This window comes from Chromobacterium sp. FG89 (genome assembly GCF_057808735.1).
Window position 1 is genome coordinate 15,552 of sequence record NZ_JBMDIQ010000009.1, and the last position, 17,463, is coordinate 33,014.

At 65.7% G+C, this 17,463-nt stretch carries 13 protein-coding genes and 1 riboswitch; of the genes, 5 read left to right on the plus strand and 8 right to left on the minus strand.

The window, feature by feature from the left end; genetic code table 11:
* Positions 1–15: 15 nt before the first annotated feature.
* The 5 genes from exaC to ACODRW_RS10775 all read right to left on the minus strand — a co-directional run bounded on the left by exaC (position 16) and on the right by ACODRW_RS10775 (position 6,072).
* Positions 16–1,536: an acetaldehyde dehydrogenase ExaC gene (exaC, locus tag ACODRW_RS10755; RefSeq protein WP_107798982.1), complete on the minus strand. Its 1,521-nt coding sequence runs from the start codon at positions 1,534–1,536 to the stop codon at positions 16–18.
* Positions 1,537–1,777: 241 nt separating this feature from the next.
* Positions 1,778–2,386, minus strand: coding sequence for a 3'-5' exonuclease (locus ACODRW_RS10760; RefSeq protein WP_199225847.1), 609 nt, complete (start codon positions 2,384–2,386; stop codon positions 1,778–1,780).
* Positions 2,386–4,191 carry a putative nucleotidyltransferase substrate binding domain-containing protein gene (locus tag ACODRW_RS10765; protein WP_488905717.1) on the minus strand — a complete coding sequence of 602 codons (1,806 nt, stop codon included), beginning with the start codon at positions 4,189–4,191 and terminating at the stop codon, positions 2,386–2,388. The genes ACODRW_RS10760 and ACODRW_RS10765 overlap by 1 nt, the downstream gene beginning before the upstream one ends.
* A gap of 68 nt (positions 4,192–4,259) precedes the next feature.
* Positions 4,260–5,039 (minus strand): class II glutamine amidotransferase, encoded by a 780-nt coding sequence (locus ACODRW_RS10770; RefSeq protein WP_107798984.1) that lies wholly within the window; start codon positions 5,037–5,039, stop codon positions 4,260–4,262.
* Between the two features lie 142 nt (positions 5,040–5,181).
* Positions 5,182–6,072, minus strand: coding sequence for a DMT family transporter (locus ACODRW_RS10775; RefSeq protein WP_488905718.1), 891 nt, complete (start codon positions 6,070–6,072; stop codon positions 5,182–5,184).
* A 137-nt stretch (positions 6,073–6,209) separates the two neighbouring features.
* Between ACODRW_RS10775 and ACODRW_RS10780 the strand changes: the two genes are divergently transcribed.
* The 3 genes from ACODRW_RS10780 to ACODRW_RS10790 all read left to right on the plus strand — a co-directional run bounded on the left by ACODRW_RS10780 (position 6,210) and on the right by ACODRW_RS10790 (position 9,714).
* The gene (locus ACODRW_RS10780) at positions 6,210–7,010 is read left to right on the plus strand and encodes an AraC family transcriptional regulator (protein WP_488905719.1); all 801 of its coding nucleotides are present in this window, start codon (positions 6,210–6,212) and stop codon (positions 7,008–7,010) included.
* A 79-nt stretch (positions 7,011–7,089) separates the two neighbouring features.
* Positions 7,090–8,331, plus strand: a complete 1,242-nt coding sequence (locus ACODRW_RS10785; RefSeq protein WP_488905720.1) for a GNAT family N-acetyltransferase — start codon at positions 7,090–7,092, stop codon at positions 8,329–8,331.
* Positions 8,332–8,397: 66 nt separating this feature from the next.
* On the plus strand, positions 8,398–9,714 hold the full coding sequence (locus tag ACODRW_RS10790; RefSeq protein WP_488905721.1) for an MFS transporter: 1,317 nt from the start codon (positions 8,398–8,400) through the stop codon (positions 9,712–9,714).
* Positions 9,715–9,798: 84 nt separating this feature from the next.
* On the opposite strand, the gene hrpA is transcribed toward ACODRW_RS10790, so the two are convergent.
* Both hrpA and ACODRW_RS10800 read right to left on the minus strand, forming a co-directional pair.
* Entirely contained in the window at positions 9,799–13,734 is a 3,936-nt protein-coding gene (hrpA, locus tag ACODRW_RS10795; protein ID WP_488905722.1) for an ATP-dependent RNA helicase HrpA, read from the minus strand.
* Positions 13,735–13,831: 97 nt separating this feature from the next.
* Positions 13,832–14,197, minus strand: coding sequence for a YfeK family protein (locus ACODRW_RS10800; protein WP_107798990.1), 366 nt, complete (start codon positions 14,195–14,197; stop codon positions 13,832–13,834).
* Positions 14,198–14,280: 83 nt separating this feature from the next.
* Positions 14,281–14,443, plus strand: a riboswitch (FMN riboswitch).
* A gap of 93 nt (positions 14,444–14,536) precedes the next feature.
* Here ACODRW_RS10800 and ACODRW_RS10805 point away from each other — a divergent pair.
* Together ACODRW_RS10805 and ACODRW_RS10810 are read left to right on the plus strand one after the other, a co-directional pair.
* Positions 14,537–15,274 carry a class I SAM-dependent methyltransferase gene (locus tag ACODRW_RS10805; protein WP_486637163.1) on the plus strand — a complete coding sequence of 246 codons (738 nt, stop codon included), beginning with the start codon at positions 14,537–14,539 and terminating at the stop codon, positions 15,272–15,274.
* A gap of 193 nt (positions 15,275–15,467) precedes the next feature.
* Positions 15,468–16,223 carry an N-formylglutamate amidohydrolase gene (locus ACODRW_RS10810; RefSeq protein WP_107798992.1) on the plus strand — a complete coding sequence of 252 codons (756 nt, stop codon included), beginning with the start codon at positions 15,468–15,470 and terminating at the stop codon, positions 16,221–16,223.
* A gap of 9 nt (positions 16,224–16,232) precedes the next feature.
* Here the strand turns inward: ACODRW_RS10810 and ACODRW_RS10815 are convergent, their stop codons facing one another.
* Positions 16,233–17,444 (minus strand): SpoIIE family protein phosphatase, encoded by a 1,212-nt coding sequence (locus ACODRW_RS10815; RefSeq protein WP_488905723.1) that lies wholly within the window; start codon positions 17,442–17,444, stop codon positions 16,233–16,235.
* Positions 17,445–17,463: the final 19 nt, after the last annotated feature.

A 17,463-nucleotide genomic window follows, 5' to 3' on the forward strand; every position in this document is an offset into this window, starting at 1 on the left:
GCCGTGCGCAGCTTCCTAGAAGAAGCCCAGCGGCTTGCCGTCAAAGCTCACCAACAGATTCTTGGTCTGCTGATAGTGATCCAGCGCGCGCTTGTGGGTTTCGCGGCCGATGCCGGACTTTTTGTAGCCGCCGAAGGCCGCGTGCGCCGGGTAGAGATGGTAGCAGTTGGTCCAGACCCGGCCGGCCTTGATCGCGCGGCCGACGCGGTAAGCGCGGTTGATGTCGCGGGTCCACACCCCGGCGCCCAGGCCGAACTCGGTGTCGTTGGCGATGGCGACGGCTTCGGCCTCGTCCTTGAAGGTGGCGATGCTGACCACCGGCCCGAAGATCTCCTCCTGGAACACCCGCATCTTGTTATTGCCCTTCAACAAGGTGGGCTGGATGTAATAACCCTGCGCCAGGCCGCCCTCCAGCGGTTCCAGCTTGCCGCCGCTCAGCACCTCAGCGCCTTCCTGGCGCGCGATGTCCAGATAGGACAGGATTTTGTCGAACTGCTGCTGCGAGGCCTGGGCGCCCACCATGGTGTCGGTGTCCAGTGGGTCGCCGCGCTTGATCGCCTTCACCTTCTTCAACACCTCGGCCATGAAGGCCGGATAGATGGATTCCTGCACCAAGGCGCGGGACGGGCAGGTGCAGACTTCGCCCTGATTGAAGAAGGCGAGCACCAGGCCTTCGGCGGCCTTCTCGATGAAGGACGGTTCCGCCTGCATGATGTCTTCAAAGAAGATATTGGGCGATTTGCCGCCCAGCTCCACGGTGGACGGGATGATGTTCTCCGCCGCGCATTGCAGGATGTGACGGCCCACCGGGGTGGAGCCGGTGAAGGCGATCTTGGCGATGCGCTTGCTGGTGGCCAGCGCCTGGCCGGCCTCCTTGCCGAAGCCGTGGACCACGTTGATCACGCCCGGCGGCAGCAGATCGCCTATCACTTCCATCAGCACGGAAATGCCCAGCGGCGTTTGTTCCGCCGGTTTCAGCACCACGCAGTTGCCGGCGGCCAGCGCCGGCGCCAGCTTCCACGCCGCCATCAGGATGGGGAAGTTCCACGGGATGATCTGGCCCACCACGCCCAGCGGCTCGTGGATGTGATAGGCCATGGTGTTGTGATCGATTTCCGCCGCCGTGCCTTCCTGGGCGCGGATGCAGCCGGCGAAATAGCGGAAATGATCGGCCGCCAGCGGGATGTCGGCGTTCAGCGTCTCGCGCACCGGCTTGCCGTTGTCCCAGGTTTCGGTGACGGCCAGCACCTCCAGATTGGCTTCGATGCGGTCGGCGATCTGCAGCAGCAGATAGGAACGTTGTTGCGCCGAGGTCTGGCCCCAGGCGTCGGCGGCCGCGTGGGCGGCGTCCAGCGCTTTATCGATGTCGGCGGCGTCGGAGCGCGGAAATTCGGCGATGGGCTGGCCGTTCACCGGCGAGGTGGTGGTGAAATGCTGGCCGTTGACCGGGGGCGTGAACTCGCCGCCGATATAGTTGCCGTAGCGGGGCTTGAAGGCGATCAACGCGCCGGGCGTGCCGGGGTGAGCGTAACGCATGGTGTTTCTCCTGTTGTGGATAGACCGCTTGCCGCGCAAGCTTGGGCGCGCAGCAGGGCATTGTAGAATGCGATGCGTCGGTTCGGGCGTGTCACCTGTCCTATTGGCCGTGTCGTTCAAAGGCGGCGGCGCCATCGCCGCCGGCCTGTCTTGACGGGCCGGATCTGGCGATGGCGGGTTGGGAAATGGTCCAGTCCGCCGCGCGTCGTGAAGCGTGGCGCGCAGAGTTGAAGGCAAGGCATTAGCCGTAGCCGCGCTGTTTCAGCGCCAGATAGAGCATGGCCGCGTTGATGGCGTCGTTGAGCGCGTCGTGGCGCGGCGGCGCGGGCATGTCCAGATCCCGGCAGATGCTGGCCAGCCGCAAATCGATGTGTGCGTCCGGGTTTTGCCGCAGCTTGTAGTCGTAATAGCGGCCGGAAATCTCGATGCGCCGCTGAGGCAGCGGCACGCCCAGCCAGGGACGGACGTAGCGGTTGAGCACGGCCAGGTCGTACTCCAGGTAATAGCCCAGCAGCGGCCGGCCGCCGATGAAGTCCAGCAGCAGACGCACGGCGTCCCGGGCCGCCAGGCCCTGATTGACGTCGATGGGCCGCAGGCCGTGGATGCGCACATTGTCCGCCTGCGGCGCGCGCTCCGGCCGCACCAAGAGATAGAGCGCCTCGCTGGCGAGGATGCGGTTGCCGCGCAGCTTGACCGCGCCTATGGACAGCAGCTCGGCTTCCGCCGGATTCAGGCTGGTGGTTTCGCAGTCCAGGCTGACCAGTTCGTCCGGGTGTTCGCTGTACATGCCGGCGTAGGCCGGGTCGCGCAGCCGGCGGCGTTGCCATTGGCGCAGCAGGGCGGACAGCATCAGAAACTGCCCAGCCGGTAATGGTGGCGCAACTGCGTCTTGAATCGTTTGACCACGCCCAGCGCGTCTTTGAGCAGATCCCGTTCCAGCGAGGACAATTTGTCCGGCTCCAGCAGATTGTCGGCCGCCTTGCCGGCGCTCATTCGTTCCAGCCCTTGTTCCAGTCTCAGTTGCATCAGATAGGACAGCGCCTCGCCCGCGTCCTCGGCCAGGCCTCGCTCCAGCCGTCCCTGGGCCGCCAGCGCCTGCAGTCTTTGCTGTGAATTGTTCTCGCTCACCCCGTACTCCAGCGCCAGCGCGCGGATGCCGTGCACCAGCGGGAAGATGCCGCCTTTTTTCAAGTCCAGCGCCGCCCGGCCGTCGCGTTCGCGGGTTTGCAGATGGGAGAACAGACCCAAGGGAGTGTCGAATTGTTCGATGGCGCGAGCGAAGCGGGAGAAGAAGCCGGCGTCGTCGCGCAAGGTGGCGCGCAGATAGTTTTGCGCGTCTTCCAGCAGCGCGGCGTCGCCGCAGACGGCTTCCGCGTCCACGAAGATGGCCAGCCGCATCAAGGCGTCTCCGTCCGGGCTGTGCACCCAGCGGTGCAGGCGGTCGCGCAGCTCGGCGCCGCTGAAGCGCCAATCCGGGTGGCTGAGCATGATGTTGCCGGGACAGGGCGGATAGCCGAAGCGGGACAGCGCGGCGGAAAAGGCCTGGCAGCTGGCTTCCAGTTGCGGCCAGGGCGCGCCGTCGCGCAGCAGCAGCGCGTTGTCCTGGTCGGTTTTGAGTATCTGTTCGCCGCGGCCTTCCGAACCCAGCACCAGCAGGCAGCTGTTGGCCGCCAGCTCCGGCGGCGCGATCAGCCGCCAGGCGCGGGCGAACAGGCGGGCGTTGAGGCTTTGCACCAGCCGGCCCAGCTGCAGCGCCTTGACGCCGTGGCCGGACAGAATGCGCACCAGCCGCGGGATCTGCTCCGCCACTTCCGTCAGTTCGTCCAGCGTGGCCGCGCGCTCCAGCCGCTGCGCGATCAAGTGGGAGTGATTGGAAAAATAGGACAGCACGTCCACCTGGGCCAGCATGGCCACCGGCTCGCCGCGCTCGGTCACCACCAGGCGCCGCAAATTGCGCCGCGTCATCAGCAATAGGGCGTTGAACAGGAAGTCGTCTATGTCTATGGTCAGCAGCTCGTACTGGCAGTATTCCGCCGCCGGCGCGTCCGAAGGCACGCCGTTCAGCACGATGTCGCGAAAGTCCGTGGTGGTGAGGATGCCCAGCCGCCCGTCGCCGCGCAGCAGCACGGACTTGGATTTGTGTTCCTTCATCGCCGCCGCCGCGTCGCGCAGGCTGGCGCCGTCGTCCACGAACACCGGCTGGCGTCCGCCTGCGTCGCGCACGGTGGCCGCCAGCAGGGTTTGCAGTTCGCGCTGGCCGGCGCCTTGCGCCAGCCGGCCCAGCTTTTCCGACACACTGGCGTAAAAGTAGGCGCCGAAGCGCGGGTTGCTCTCGGTCAGCGCCAGCACTTCGGCGCGCGGCAGGCTGTAGAGCAGCGCTTCCTCCTGGACGATGAAGCGGTGGCGAGTCTGGCCGGCGGCGGTGGCGCGGGCGTCGAAGCCGTCCTGCGCCCGGTACAGCGCGACGACCTCGTCGCCGGCCATTTCCCTGACCACGCCTTTGATCACCACGTACAGGGCGGTGACCGGCGCGTCCGGCGCCAGCACGGTTTGCTCGTCGGCGTAGAACAGGATGTCGGCGCAAGCCTCCAGCCTCAGGCGTTCGTCCGGGCTCAGGGCGTCGAATGGGGCGTGGCTGAAGTCGAATCGCTGCATGGCGGGCCTCGCGGAACAAGACATTGCCGCCAGCATAACACCGGCGGCAAGGGCTTGTCGGCGGGCGCTCAGCCCGGCAGGTGTTGCAGCAGCGGAGAGCCGTCGCGGAACAGCAGCAGCTCGCCGGGGACGAGCGGCGTCCAGCTTTCGTTGTCCGTCAGCGGCTGGGTGGCGATCACCGCCACGCGGTCATGCGGGGTGGTGACCGAGGCGAAATCCACGCTGACGTCGTCGTCCACCAGGTGAGCGGTGTTGAACGGCGCCTGGCGGATGATGTAGTGCAGATGGGTGGAGCAGTGGGCGAACAGCGCCTCGCCGTTGCTCAGCATGAAGTTGAACACGCCGTGGCTGGAGATCTCCGCCGCCAGTCGCGCCACTTCGGCGAACAAATCGTCCAGCTGAGGTTGCTGGCACCATTTGGCGCGCAGCCGTTCCATCAGGTGGCAGAAGGCCCGCTCGGAGTCGGTGCTGCCCACCGGGTTGTAATGGCAGCCGGCCTCGGGCTGGAAGTTTTCCAGGTTGCCGTTGTGGGCGAAGATCCAGTAACGGCCCCACATCTCGCGCATGAAGGGGTGGGTGTTGGCCAGATTGACTTCGCCCTGGGTGGCCTTGCGGATGTGGGCGATCACGTTTTCCGATTTGATCGGATAGTTGCGCACCAGATTGGCCACCGGCGATTCCACCGACGGTTTGTCGTCCAGGAAGATGCGGCAGCCCTTGCTCTCGAAAAAGGCGATGCCCCAGCCGTCGGCGTGGTGGTCGGTCTGGCCGCCGCGGCGGTGAAAGCCTTCAAAGGAGAACAGGATATCGGTTGGGGTATTGCAATTCATGCCCAGTAACTGGCACATGGTTTCTGATTCCACGGTAAAGAGGTTGTCATGGCCGGCCCGCGCCGGCTGCGGTTTTGTTACAGAGCTTAGGCGATAAGCGGGGCCGCGGCAATCCCGCCGCGCCGGCCGTGGAACCCGGGCGCGGCGGGAAAAGCGAAGCTCAGGCCGTCGAACGGACGAGGCCGCGCAGCTTGGCCCAGCCGCCCTGGCTCAGGCTGACGCCGAGCAGGATCAGGCCGCCGCCCAGCCAGTGGTAATCGTGAATGGTTTCGCCCAGCAGCGCGCTGGCGATCACGGCGGTGAACAAGGGCAGCAAATTCATGAAGATGGCGGTGCGCTCGCTGCCCAGGCCCTGAATGCCGCGCATCCACAGATAGGGCGCCAGCACCGAGGAGGCGATGCCGGCGAAGGCGACCAGGCCCGCGCCTTGCGGCGGCACCGCCAGGCTGTCCGCGCTCAGCGCCACCGGCACCAGCATCAACACCGCCAGCAGCACCTGGATGTAAAGATTGGTCCAGCTGCCGAAGGGCGGCGCCCAGCGGCGCAGCAGAATGCCGTACAGCGCGTAGGAGAGCGAACCCACCAGCATCAGCGCGTCGCCGCGGTTGACGCCGCCGCTGAGCAGCTCCAGCGGCCGCCCCTGGCCCAGCAGATAGAGCACGCCCAGCAAGGACACCGCCACGCCGAACAGCGCGTGAGCGCCCACCGGCTGGCGGAAGGCGACGGCGTTCAGCGCCAGCCCCAGCAAGGGAATCAAGGCGCAGATCACGCCCATATTGGTGGCGCTGGTGCTGTGCGCGGCGTAATAAGCCAGGCATTGGTACATCACCATGCCGAGCGCGGCCAACACGGCGAAGCGGCCCAGCCAGGGACGGATGGCGCGCCATTGGCGCAGCGCCGGCCGCAGGCTCAAGGGGGTGAGAATCAGCGCGGCCAGCAGCCAGCGGTAGAAGGAGATGGCGGCGGGGTCCAGCGCCTGGGCCGCGGCCTTGGACACCACGGTGTTGGCGGACCAGATCAGCACGGCCAGCATGGGAAACAATGAATACATGGGATGGCTCCGGATGCGGCTTTCGTCCGATCGGGCGGGCGAGAGCACAGAAAAGCATTGACAGTGCGCAGTGTAGCGCTGTCTGATTCAATGCATATAACGCAAACCAGACAAGACGATAGCGGGAAACCGACAAATTGGACTATTCCGAACTGGACCAGGGCTTGCCGGCGCCGGCGCCGATCCATCTGCGCTACGACCAGCTGACGCCGCAGACCGAGTTCTCGCCGCACAGCCACCCTTGGGGGCAGTTGAACTGCATCAGCCTGGGGGTGATCGAGTTGAGCCTGATCGAAGCCGGTCAGGCCGAACGCGCGCTGGCGGCGCCGGCGGAGTTTCTGATCTGGGTGCCGGCCGGGGTGCGCCACTCCGCCTCGGTGCGCCAGGCGATGCGCTACACCTCGGTCTACGTCGGCGCGGAGGAAGCCGCCGGGCTGCCCGCCCACCCCTGCCTGATTCCGCAAACGCCCTTGCTGCGCGCGCTGCTGGATGACTTCTGCCAGCGCGGCGTTACCGCGATCCGGGACCCGTGGGACCTGCGTCAGGCCGAGCTGCTGCTGGCGCGGCTGGCCCAGGCCGGCCACCAGGACAGCTATCTGCCGGACAGCCGGCATCGTCAGCTGGCGCCCATTCTGGCCGCCATCCGCGACAATCCGGCCGACGCGGCCACGCTGGCGCAGTGGGCGCGGCGCGTGCACGGCACCGAGCGCACGCTGGCGCGCCATTTTCAACGCGAGCTGGGCATGAGCTTTGTCCAGTGGCGCAACCGGGTGCGGCTGCTGCGGGCCCTGGCCTGGCTGCGCGAGGGGCGGGCGGTGCAGGACATCGCCGCCGATCTGGGCTACGGCACCGCTTCCGCCTTTATCGCCATGTTCAACAAGCAGTTGGGCTATTCCCCGGAGCGTTACCGGCGCTTGCTGACCGACGGCGCGCCTTGAGGGAGCTTGTTGCCCGTTTGGCATTGCGGCACACTGGAATGATTGTCAATCATAGAACCAGCCTTCTACGCCCCAAGCCATGAGCAAGAAAATCAAACAACTGGCCCGCCAATTGGGCGACGGCTGGAAGCTGCGCCGCCGCTTGCGGCAGGCCAGCGCGCTGAATTTCGCCTTCTCCGAGCGCATAGACTTTTTGAACGGACAACACTGGGATCAGCTGGCGGCCCGGCACGGGCTGCTGATGTCCCGCGATTACTGGCGCGCGCTGGAGCGATCCGGGCTCGCCCATTTCGAAGTGCGCTACGCGCTGGCCTATCGCGACGGCGAGCCGGTGGCGGCGGTGGCGATGCAGCTGTTGGAAGTCAGCCTGGAAACCATGCACGCCCATCCCGGGCCGCGGCCGGAAGGCTCGCTGCGCGCGGCGCTGGCGCAAAACCTCAAGCCCAAGCTGCGGCAACGGCTGCTGGTCTGCGGCAATATGCTCAGCTACGGCCTGGACGGCGCGGCCTTCGCCGCCGATCTGGACCCGCAGACCCGCTGGCAGGCGGTGGCGGAGATTCTCTACCGCATCCGCCGCGCGGAGAAGCTGAACGGCCAGATCGACTTCGTGCTGGTCAAGGACATGGACGAAACGGCGCGGGAAGACAGCCGGGCGCTGGGCAAGCTCAGCTACAGCACCCTGGAGACGGAACCCAATATGGTGTTGCCGCTGGCCGAGGACTGGCGCGTTTACGACGACTACCTGGCCGGCATGACCTCCAAATACCGCAGCGCCATCCGCCAGCAGATCTTCAAGCCCGTGGAAGCCGCCGGCTGCGAGATCGGCGTGATGACGCCGGAACAGGTGGACGCGCAGGCGGAGCGGATGCAAGCGCTTTACCTGGCGGTGCAAGACAATGCCACGCTGCGGCCGGTGACGGTGAGCGCCGACTACTGGCGGCGGATGGCGGCGCTGGGGCCGGAGCGGGCGGAACTGCGCGGCTTGTGGCGGAACGGCGCGCTGCTGGGCTTCCTGCTGGTCTTGAAAGACGGCGCGGAAGTCACCGCCGCGCAGATAGGCTTCGACCGCGCCGCGGCCAAGGAGCTGCCGCTTTACCTGCGCCTGCTGCACACGGCGATCGAGTCGGCCTTGGCCGCCGGCGGACGGCGGGTGATCTTCGGCCGCACCGCGCTGGAACCCAAGGCGAGGATGGGCTGCCAGCCTGTGCCCACCTCGCTGTGGATACGCCATCGCCAGCCTGTGCTCAATTCGCTGATCCGCAGCAGCTTCGGCATCGTCCAGCACGAGGACGCGCCGACGATCAATCCCTTCAAAAAATAATGGCCCAGCCCTTCGCGCCGCGCGGCGGGGAGGGCGTGTGCATCTTGGTCGCGGAAAGGACCTGATATGACTCAAACGGCGAGCGCCGCCGCGGCACCCGCGCGCAAACTGAACCGGAACGATTGCAAGACGCTGGGCCTGGCTTCGCTGGGCGGCGCGCTGGAATTTTACGACTTCATCATTTACGTGTTCTTCGCCCTGGTCTTGGGCAAGCTGTTCTTCCCCCACGACATTCCGGGCTGGCTGCGCCAATTGCAGGTGTTCGGCATTTTCGCCGCCGGCTACCTGGCGCGGCCGCTGGGCGGCATCGTCATGGCTCACTTCGGCGATTTGTTCGGCCGCAAGCGCATGTTCACGCTCAGCATTGTGCTGATGGCCTTGCCGACGCTGGCGATGGGCCTGCTGCCCACGTATCAGAGCATAGGGATATGGGCGCCGATCTTGCTGCTCCTGCTGCGCGTATTGCAGGGCGCGGCCATCGGCGGCGAGGTGCCGGGCGCCTGGGTGTTTGTCGCCGAGCACGCGCCGCCGCGCCGCACCGGCCTGGCTTGCGGCATCATCACCTCGGGGCTGACCATAGGCATTCTGTTTGGCTCCCTGATCGCGATGGCGATGAATCTGTTCTTCACGCCGCAGCAGCTGGAGGACGGCGCCTGGCGGATTCCCTTCCTGATCGGCGGCGTCTTCGGCCTGGTGGCGATGTATCTGCGCCGCTGGCTGCATGAGACGCCGGTGTTCAACGAAATGCAGGCGCGCAAGGCGCTGTCCGCCGAGCTGCCGCTGAAGGCGGCCTTGCGCGGCCATCGTCTGGGCATGGCCGTGTCGATGGCGGCCACCGCGATGCTGTCGGTCACCATCGTGGTGGTGATTCTGATGACGCCCACTTTTTTGCAAAAGCAGTTCGGCGTGCCGCCGGTGGAGGCCTTGTCCGCCAACAGCCTGGCCATCATCGCGCTGAGCGTGGGCTGCATCGTCGCCGGCCTGGCGGTGGACCGTTTCGGTGGCGGGCCGGTGTTCACCGCGGGCAGCCTGCTGTTGGGCGTCAGCAGCTGGTGTTTTTACCAGACCATGGGGCATGACGTGAGCTGCTTGCGCCCGCTGTACACGCTGACCGGCTTTTTCGCCGGCATTGTCGGCGCGGTGCCTTTTCTGATGGTGCGCGCCTTCCCGGCTCCCATCCGCTTCAGCGGCCTGTCGTTTTCCTACAATGTGGCTTACGCGGTGGTGGGCGGCTTCACGCCGGTCTTGCTGTCGGTGTGGATGGAGGCCAGCTCGCTGGCGCTGGCCGGCTATCTGATGATTTTCTGCCTGGTGGGGCTGGCGATGGGCTTGTTCCTGCTGGCCTGGGGGGATAGGCCGGGCTTGTCCCATCCGGTGCATTGAAGCGCGCATAGAAAAACGGCGGCGTCGATAAAGACGCCGCCGTTTTCTCATGCCAGGGCGAGCCAGTTCAAGGTCTGGCGAGCATTAGCGCGGTAGTTCGCTCCACAGCTTCAACAGCCGCTTGGCGGACACCGGATACGGCGTTTTCAGCTCCTGGGCGAACAGGCTGACGCGCAGTTCCTCGATCTGCCAGCGGAAATCCAGCAGCGCCTGGGACGCGCCTTCGGCTTCATTGTCCTCGGCCACCCGGGTTTCCCATTTCTGCCATAGGTCGCGGATTTCCGCGCCGCGCTGGCCGTCGCGCTGCGGGTTGGCCGGCTGCTTGTCCATGCGCAAGCCCATCGCGCGCATATAGCGCGGCAGGTGAGGCAGCTGGCTCCACGGCGTGGCGGCCAGGAAGCCCTTGTAAACCAGCTTGGCCAATTGCTGCTGCAACTCGTAGCCCAGCTTGTGCTTCTGCATCTTGACGCTGAGCGGGCCGTATTCCGACGCCACCTGGCCCAGGTACTGGGTCACCGCCTGGTTGACGGCCGGCAGCCGGGTGCGGGCGCGGGTTTTCTGCTCGTTGAAGGCTTTCTCATTGCGCGGCAGCGCGTCGTCGCCGATGAAGGCGCGGTCGCAGATGCAGGCGATGGCGTCGGCCAGCAATTCGTCGACATTGGCCACCGCGCGCAGTTGCAAGCCCAGCTGGGTCATGCCGGGCAGGCCCTTGGACAGCTGCTTCATCTGTTCCTTGAGCTGCAGCTGCAGCAGCCGGATCACGCCCTGACGGTGATGGCGCTCGGCCATCAACTGGGTGTCGAACAGGCGGATCGCCACCTTGTCCTGCTCCAGCGTCAGCGCCGGGTAGCCGGTCAGCTGCTGGCGGCCGCGGGCGAACTGAATGCTTTCCGGCAGTTCGCCAAAGTCCCAGCTGCTGACTTCGTCGCGCTCGAACTCCGCGCTGGTGTCGCGGAAGGTCAGCTGGGCGGCCTGGCCGAACTGCTTTTGCAGCGCCAGCAGATCGCGGCCCAGGCCGATTTCCTGCTTGCCGTCGTCAATGACGCGGAAGTTGAACAGCAGATGGGCCGGCAGCTCCTGGGCGCGGAAATCGTCGATGTCCACTTTGACGCCGCCGGTTTCGCGCAGGATGAAGCGCGCCAGCTGCGGCGCGATCGGCTGCTGTTGATCCGGATTGACGCTGAGGAAGCGGGTGACGAAGTCCGGCACCGGCACGCAGCAGCGGCGGATCTGCTTGGGCAGGCCCTTGATCAGCTGTTGTAGCTTCTCGCGCACCATGCCGGGCACCAGCCATTCGAAGGCGGCCGGCTGCAGGCGGTTGAGGATGGCCAGCGGCACGTCCAGGGTGACGCCGTCCAGCGGGTGGTTGGGTTCGAAGCGGTAGCGCAGCTTGAGGCGGCCGTCTTCCAGCTCCAGCCATTCCGGGAACTGGTTTTCGGTGACATGTTGCGCGGCGTGGCGCATCAGTTCTTCGCGCGTCAGGTGCAAGAGCTTGGCTTCGGTCTTTTCCGCCTCCTTGCGCCAGGCCTCGAAGCTGGCGGCGTCCACCACCTCGGCCGGAATCCGTTCGCTGTAGAAGGCGAACAGCGCCTCTTCGTCCACCAGCACGTCCTGACGCCGCGCCTTGTGCTCCAGCTGCTCCACTTCGCGGATCAATTGCTGATTGCGCTGGAAGAAGGGCGCGTTGCTGACGTAGTCCATATTCACCAGCGCGCCGCGGATGAACAGCTCGCGCGCTTCTTCCGGCGCGATGCGGCCGTAGCTGACCGGCCGGCGCGGCACCAGGGTCAGGCCGTACAGGGTGACGCGTTCGCTGGCCACCACCTCGTCGCGGCTCTTCTCCCAGTGCGGGTCGAAGTAATGGTATTTGACCAGGTGCGGCGCCAGCTTTTCCACCCATTCCGGCTCGATCTTGGCCACGCAGCGGGCGTAGAGGCGGGTGGTTTCCACCAGTTCCGCCGCCACCAGCCATTTGGGCTTGGCCTTTTTCAGGCCGGAGCCGGGGAAGACGTGGAAGTTGACGCCGCGGGTGCCTTGGTAATCGTCGCCTTCCTGGTTTTTCATGCCCAGATTGCCGATCAGGCCGGTCACCAGCGCCTTGTGCAGGTTTTCATAAGCGACGGCGTCCAGCTGCTGGCGCTTTTTCTGCGTCATCTGCGCGTCCGGCTGCTCGGCGTCGGCGTGCGCCTGTTCGCGCTTGATCAGGCCCAGCTCGCCGGCGATGTCCGCCAGCTGCGCGTGCAGTTCGCGCCATTCGCGCAAGCGCAGATGGGACAGGAAGTGCTCGTGGCAGGTGTTGATCAGCAGACGGTTGGATTTCTTGTGCTTGAGCGCGTCGGAGAAGAAGTCCCACAGGTGCAGGAAGGACAGGAAGTCGGACTTCTCGTCGTTGAAGCGCGCCTGCGCGCGTTCGGCCGCCTCGCGCGCCTCGAACGGGCGTTCGCGCGGGTCTTGCACGCTCAAGGCGGCGGCGATGATCAGCACTTCGCGCACGCAGCCGAAGTCGCGGCCGGCCAGCAGCAGGCGGCCCACTTTCGGGTCCACCGGAATCCGCGCCAGCTCCTTGCCCACGCTGGTCAATTCCCCCTTGTCGTCCACCGCGCCCAGTTCGGTCAGCACCTGGTAACCATCGGCGATCAGCCGGCTGCTGGGCGCTTCGATGAAGGGGAAGGCGTCCACCTTGCCCAGCCGCAGCGCGGCCATGCGCAGGATGACCGCGGCCAGGTTGGAGCGGACGATTTCCGGATCGGTGAAGGCCGGACGCTGATTGAAGTCGTCCTCGCCGTACAGGCGCACGCAGATGCCGGCTTCGACGCGGCCGCAACGGCCGGCGCGCTGCCGCGCCGCCGCCTGGGAGATCTTCTCCACTTGCAGCTGTTCCACCTTGGCGCGCGGGCTGTAGCGGTTGATGCGCGCCTGCCCGGTGTCGATCACGTATTTGATGCCCGGCACCGTCAGCGAGGTTTCGGCCACATTGGTGGCCAGCACGATGCGGCGGCCGCCGGAGGGCTTGAAGATCTTTTGCTGGTCCTCGTTGGACAGGCGCGCGAACAAAGGCAGGATTTCGTAGCCGCGGATGCCGGATTTGCGCAGTTTTTCCGCGGTTTCGCGGATTTCGCGCTCGCCGGGCAGGAAGACCAGCATATCGCCCGGGCCCTGGCGCGACAGCTCGTCGACGGCGTCGACGATGGCGCCTTCCATCTCCACTTCGCGCTCGTCTTCGTCGCGCTGCGCCAGCGGCCGGTAACGCACTTCCACCGGATAGGTGCGGCCGGAGACTTCGATCACCGGCGCGCCGTCGAAATGGCGGGAGAAGCGGTCGGCGTCGATGGTGGCCGAGGTGATGATCACTTTCAGGTCCGGCCGGCGCGGCAGCAGCTGTTTCAGATAACCCAGCAGGAAGTCGATGTTGAGGCTGCGTTCATGCGCCTCGTCGATGATGATGGTGTCGTAGTTTTCCAGGTAACGGTCGGTCTGGGTTTCCGCCAGCATGATGCCGTCGGTCATCAGCTTGATCACCGATTTGTCCGACAGCTTGTCGGTGAAGCGCACCTTGAAGCCGACATGCTCGCCCAGCGTGGATTTCAGTTCCTGGGCGATGCGGCTGGCCACCGAGCGCGCGGCCAGCCGGCGCGGCTGGGTGTGGCCGATCAGGCCGTGCACGCCGCGGCCCAGCTCCAGGCAGATCTTGGGCAGCTGGGTGGTTTTGCCGGAGCCGGTTTCGCCGCAGATGATCACCACCTGATGGCCGTCGATGGCGGCTTTGATATCGGCCAGTTTCTGGTTGACCGGCAAGGCGTCGTCGAAATCGGGCTTGGGCAGATGGGCGCGGCGCGCGGCCACCTTGGCGGCGGAGCGCTCGATCTGCGTCTGGATGTCGGCCAGCTGCCTGTCCGCGGGCTGGTTTTTCTTCAGCCGCTCGGCGGCGTCGCTCAGTTTGCGGCGCAAGGCGTGGCGGTCGCGGATCAGGCAGGAGGGGAGGTCGGCCTTGAGTTGGGCCAGCAGCTGGGCAGCAGTCATCGGGAAAAGAACACTGGATTACAGGAAAGCGGCGATTATAACAGCTGCGTGGCGGTCCGGCAGGCCTGGATTGCCGGCCGGACGCCGGCGGAACGGCTTATTTGCGCTGGCGGTAGCGGCCCAGCTCCGCTTTCAGCCAGCCGGCGCTGGCCACCGGTTGCGCCGAGCCGCAACGCACCTGATAGGCCTTGCCGCTGATGCTGCTTTGGGTGGCCGCGCGCTCGATGAAGCTTTCCGCGTTGCTGACCCAGTCTTTTTTCAGCAGATACTGGTATTTGTCGTTTAGATGATCGCGGGCCTCTTTAGAGCCGTACCAACTGCCGTTGCGATTGAATTCGCAGCCGGATTGGGCCAGATAGTCCAATAGATGGTTGATCTCGTTCTTGGCGGCCGGGGTGGGCGCGGCGACGGCCGCGCCGGCGCTCAAACAAAAAAACAGCCAGATCGGCAGCTTCGGGGTCATGCTTCGCTCCATTGCAATTGGAATGCGCAGACTATGCGCGATGGGGCGGGGCTTGTCCAACTTCCGCGCCGCCTTTATGCTGTGCCGGTCTTCAGGGCGGGGTGAAATTCCCCACCGGCGGTATGTCGCGGCGAATGCCGGCGACGAGCCCGCGAGCGCCGCGCAGCCGTTTCCACGATGCGCGGGTCAGCAGATTCGGTGAGAAGCCGAAGCCGACGGTGAGAGTCCGGATGAGAGAAGACGCGCGCCAGGCCGTGAGAGCCCGGCGCGCTTTTGCGCGTCGGCATGGCCGCGCGCCGCCCTGGGGCGCTTTCCTTAGATTTTTTACGGAGCTTCCCAATGCAGCAAAACATCTACGACCATCCGGTCTTTTTCTCCCAATACCAAGCCTTGCGCGACAGCGACACCGGGCTGAACGGCGTGCTGGAGCAGCCCGCCTTGCGCGACGCGCTGCCGCCGCTGGCCGGCATCGACATCCTGGACCTGGGGTGCGGTTTCGGCGATTTCGCCCGCTGGGCGCGCGGCGAGGGCGCGGCCAGCGTCACCGCGGTGGATTTGTCCGAGCGCATGCTGGAACAGGCGCGAGCGCGCACTCAGGATCCCGCCATTCAATACCGCTGCGCGGGCATCGAGGATTTTCAGCCTCCGGCCGCCGCCTATGATCTGGCCGTGTCCTCGCTGGCCCTGCACTATGTGGAGGATTACGCGGCGGCGGCGGCGCGCGTGTTCGCCGCGCTGCGGCCCGGCGGCGTGTTCGCGCTGACGGTGGAGCACCCGATTTGCACGGCCAGCCCTCAGGGCTGGGCGCTGGACGCGGCGGGCGAGCCATCGCACTGGACGCTGGACGCCTACTTTCAGCAAGATGCGCGCGCAAGCCGCTGGTTCGTCGACGGCGTGATCAAGCATCACCGCACGGTGGAAAGCTATGTGAAAGGCTTGCTGGACGCCGGCTTCCAATTGCTTCACCTGGGCGAGCCCGCGCCGGACCCGCAGACCCTGGCGCATCGGGACGGTTTGCGGCCGCACGCGCGCCGTCCGGCCCTGCTGCTGCTCTCCGCGCGAAAGCCGGCGCGTTAGCGCGGCCTTGCCGGACTGGCCCGAACCTGTTCAAAGTCTCGCGCAAGTCGCGGCAAGGCGAAAACGGCTGAAAAACGGCATGGCTGTTTTCAACGCCGTATCGCCGACGCGTAGCAGATCGCAAACAGGTTCTTAGAACCAAGCCGCGCATGCCCGGTCCAGCAATGATCGGGCAAGAATCAGGAGGAGGGCGATGAGAAGCGGATGGGTAGCGGGGATTCTGATTCTGGCCTTATCGACGGCGCCCGCCGTCGGCAAGACCCCGCCGGAACGGGCCGTCATCGAACCGGCCCACATCGTCGAGGCCATCAAGCTGCAGCAGGAGGCGGACGCCGCCAAGGACAGGCCGCCGCAAAACGGCGAGCCGTGGTTTACCGTATTGGAGGGCAAGCGTCCCATCATCGTCACCGCGCCGCACGCCACCAGCCCGTTCCGCGACGGGCAATACCGTTTCTCCGACGGCGGCGGCACCGCGGCCTTGGCGGCGATGCTGCACCAACTGGCCGGCGCCACCGCGATCTACACCACCCGCGCCTCGCCGTCTGATCCCAATTACGAAGACGACAACGCCTTCAAACGCAAGCTGGCGGCTTTGATCGCCGATCAGCGCCCCTTGCTGGTGCTGGACCTGCACGGCAGCCATCCCTACCGGCCTTACGATGTGGACTTCGGCACCTTGAACGGGGCTTCGCTCCTGGGCAAGCCCTGGCTGCAACAGCGGCTGGAGCAGCGTTTGCGAGGGCAGGGCGTACTCAATGTCTCCGACAACTACTTCGCCGCGTCCAAGCATCAGACCATCGCCAAATTCGCTTCGCGGCTGGGCGTGCCCGCCATTCAGTTGGAAATCAGCAGCACCTGGCTCACGCCCTCGGACGGGAATCTGGCCGCGCATCGTTTCTCCCAGCTTTTGCAGGCGCTGGTGCGCTATGTGAGAGAGGTGGAGGACTAGGCGCGGCGCTCAGGCGTCGTGCCAGCGGGAGCGGTTTGGCACGGCGCAGCCGATATCGGCCTCAGGCTGGTTTGGGACCGATGGCGAATGCACCACCAGCAAGGACGCGTCGTCCAAGATGGCTTCGTTCTGGCGGTGGCGCTGCAGCGCCTGCAATACGGTATTGCCGATCCGTCCGGGCCAGCCGGCTTCCACCGCCTTGATCACGCCTTCCAGGCCAAACATCTGGCCATTGTCCGCCTGGGCCTCGGTAATGCCGTCCGAGCAGACGACCAGCGCATGCTCCGGCTTCAACATGCTGGTTTCCAGCGAACGGTCGAACTGTCTAGCCGCCAAAATGCCCAGGGGCGGGTGCTCGGAACGGAATTGCTTGACCTTGCGCCCTTGCGGATCAAACATCAGCGCGCAGGGAATGCCGCCGTTCCAGACCTGCACGGACTGCGCGGCCGCGTCGATTCCGATGAGGATGCCGGCGACGAAGCGCCCGGAGGGCAGCAGGCGGTGCAGTTTGTCGTTGATGGCCGCCGCGATGTCGCCCAAGGCCGCTTGCGCCTGAGCCAGTTCGTAAAAGCACTCCACTGCCGGGATGGCGCTGATGGCCGCGGTCAGGCCGTGTCCGGTGCAATCGGCCAGCATCAGGTATTCCCGATCTGCCCCGCGGGCATAGCAGACCAGATCGCCGTTGAACTGGGAAGCCGGCCGCAAATGACGCCAGACATGGGCCGGCAGTTCCAGTTGTTGCCGATTCAGCCGCTCGATCAGCTCCAAGGCGTAGCTTTGTTCGCGCTCATTGTTCTGGAAGTAGCGCTCCAGGCGCACCGCGTCCTGGTTGATCTGCCGCTGCATTTGGGCGATGCGCAAAAATACCTGGATCTTGGCCGTCAGCAGGTCCGGGCTGACCGGTTTGGTCAGATAGTCGTCGCCGCCGGCCTTGAGGCCTTCGATCAGATCTTGCTGCTGGCTCAGGCCGGTCAGGAAGATGATGGGCACCCAGTGTTCTCCGAACAGGGTCCGCAGCTCCATCGTGGCCTGCAGCCCGTTCATCACCGGCATGATGATGTCCATCAGGATCAAGTCGTAGCCGACTGTCTTACACATGGCGACGGCCTCCCGGCCATTGCCGGCGAGATCGCATTGATAGCCCAGGTCTTCAACGAAGGTGCGGACCATCAGGCTATTGGTGGCGCTGTCGTCCACCAGCAAAATTTTGGGCTGGGGCATGCTGTTTCCATTACGTGTC

Bases quoted from the DNA above. Each gene is read 5' to 3' on its own strand.
- exaC (WP_107798982.1), bottom strand. From the start codon at position 1,536: ATGCGTTACGCTCACCCCGGCACGCCCGGCGCGTTGATCGCCTTCAAG.
- ACODRW_RS10760 (WP_199225847.1), bottom strand. From the start codon at position 2,386: ATGCTGTCCGCCCTGCTGCGCCAATGGCAACGCCGCCGGCTGCGCGAC.
- ACODRW_RS10765 (WP_488905717.1), bottom strand. From the start codon at position 4,191: ATGCAGCGATTCGACTTCAGCCACGCCCCATTCGACGCCCTGAGCCCG.
- ACODRW_RS10770 (WP_107798984.1), bottom strand. From the start codon at position 5,039: ATGTGCCAGTTACTGGGCATGAATTGCAATACCCCAACCGATATCCTG.
- ACODRW_RS10775 (WP_488905718.1), bottom strand. From the start codon at position 6,072: ATGTATTCATTGTTTCCCATGCTGGCCGTGCTGATCTGGTCCGCCAAC.
- ACODRW_RS10785 (WP_488905720.1), top strand. From the start codon at position 7,090: ATGAGCAAGAAAATCAAACAACTGGCCCGCCAATTGGGCGACGGCTGG.
- ACODRW_RS10790 (WP_488905721.1), top strand. From the start codon at position 8,398: ATGACTCAAACGGCGAGCGCCGCCGCGGCACCCGCGCGCAAACTGAAC.
- hrpA (WP_488905722.1), bottom strand. From the start codon at position 13,734: ATGACTGCTGCCCAGCTGCTGGCCCAACTCAAGGCCGACCTCCCCTCC.
- ACODRW_RS10800 (WP_107798990.1), bottom strand. From the start codon at position 14,197: ATGACCCCGAAGCTGCCGATCTGGCTGTTTTTTTGTTTGAGCGCCGGC.
- ACODRW_RS10805 (WP_486637163.1), top strand. From the start codon at position 14,537: ATGCAGCAAAACATCTACGACCATCCGGTCTTTTTCTCCCAATACCAA.
- ACODRW_RS10810 (WP_107798992.1), top strand. From the start codon at position 15,468: ATGAGAAGCGGATGGGTAGCGGGGATTCTGATTCTGGCCTTATCGACG.
- ACODRW_RS10815 (WP_488905723.1), bottom strand. From the start codon at position 17,444: ATGCCCCAGCCCAAAATTTTGCTGGTGGACGACAGCGCCACCAATAGC.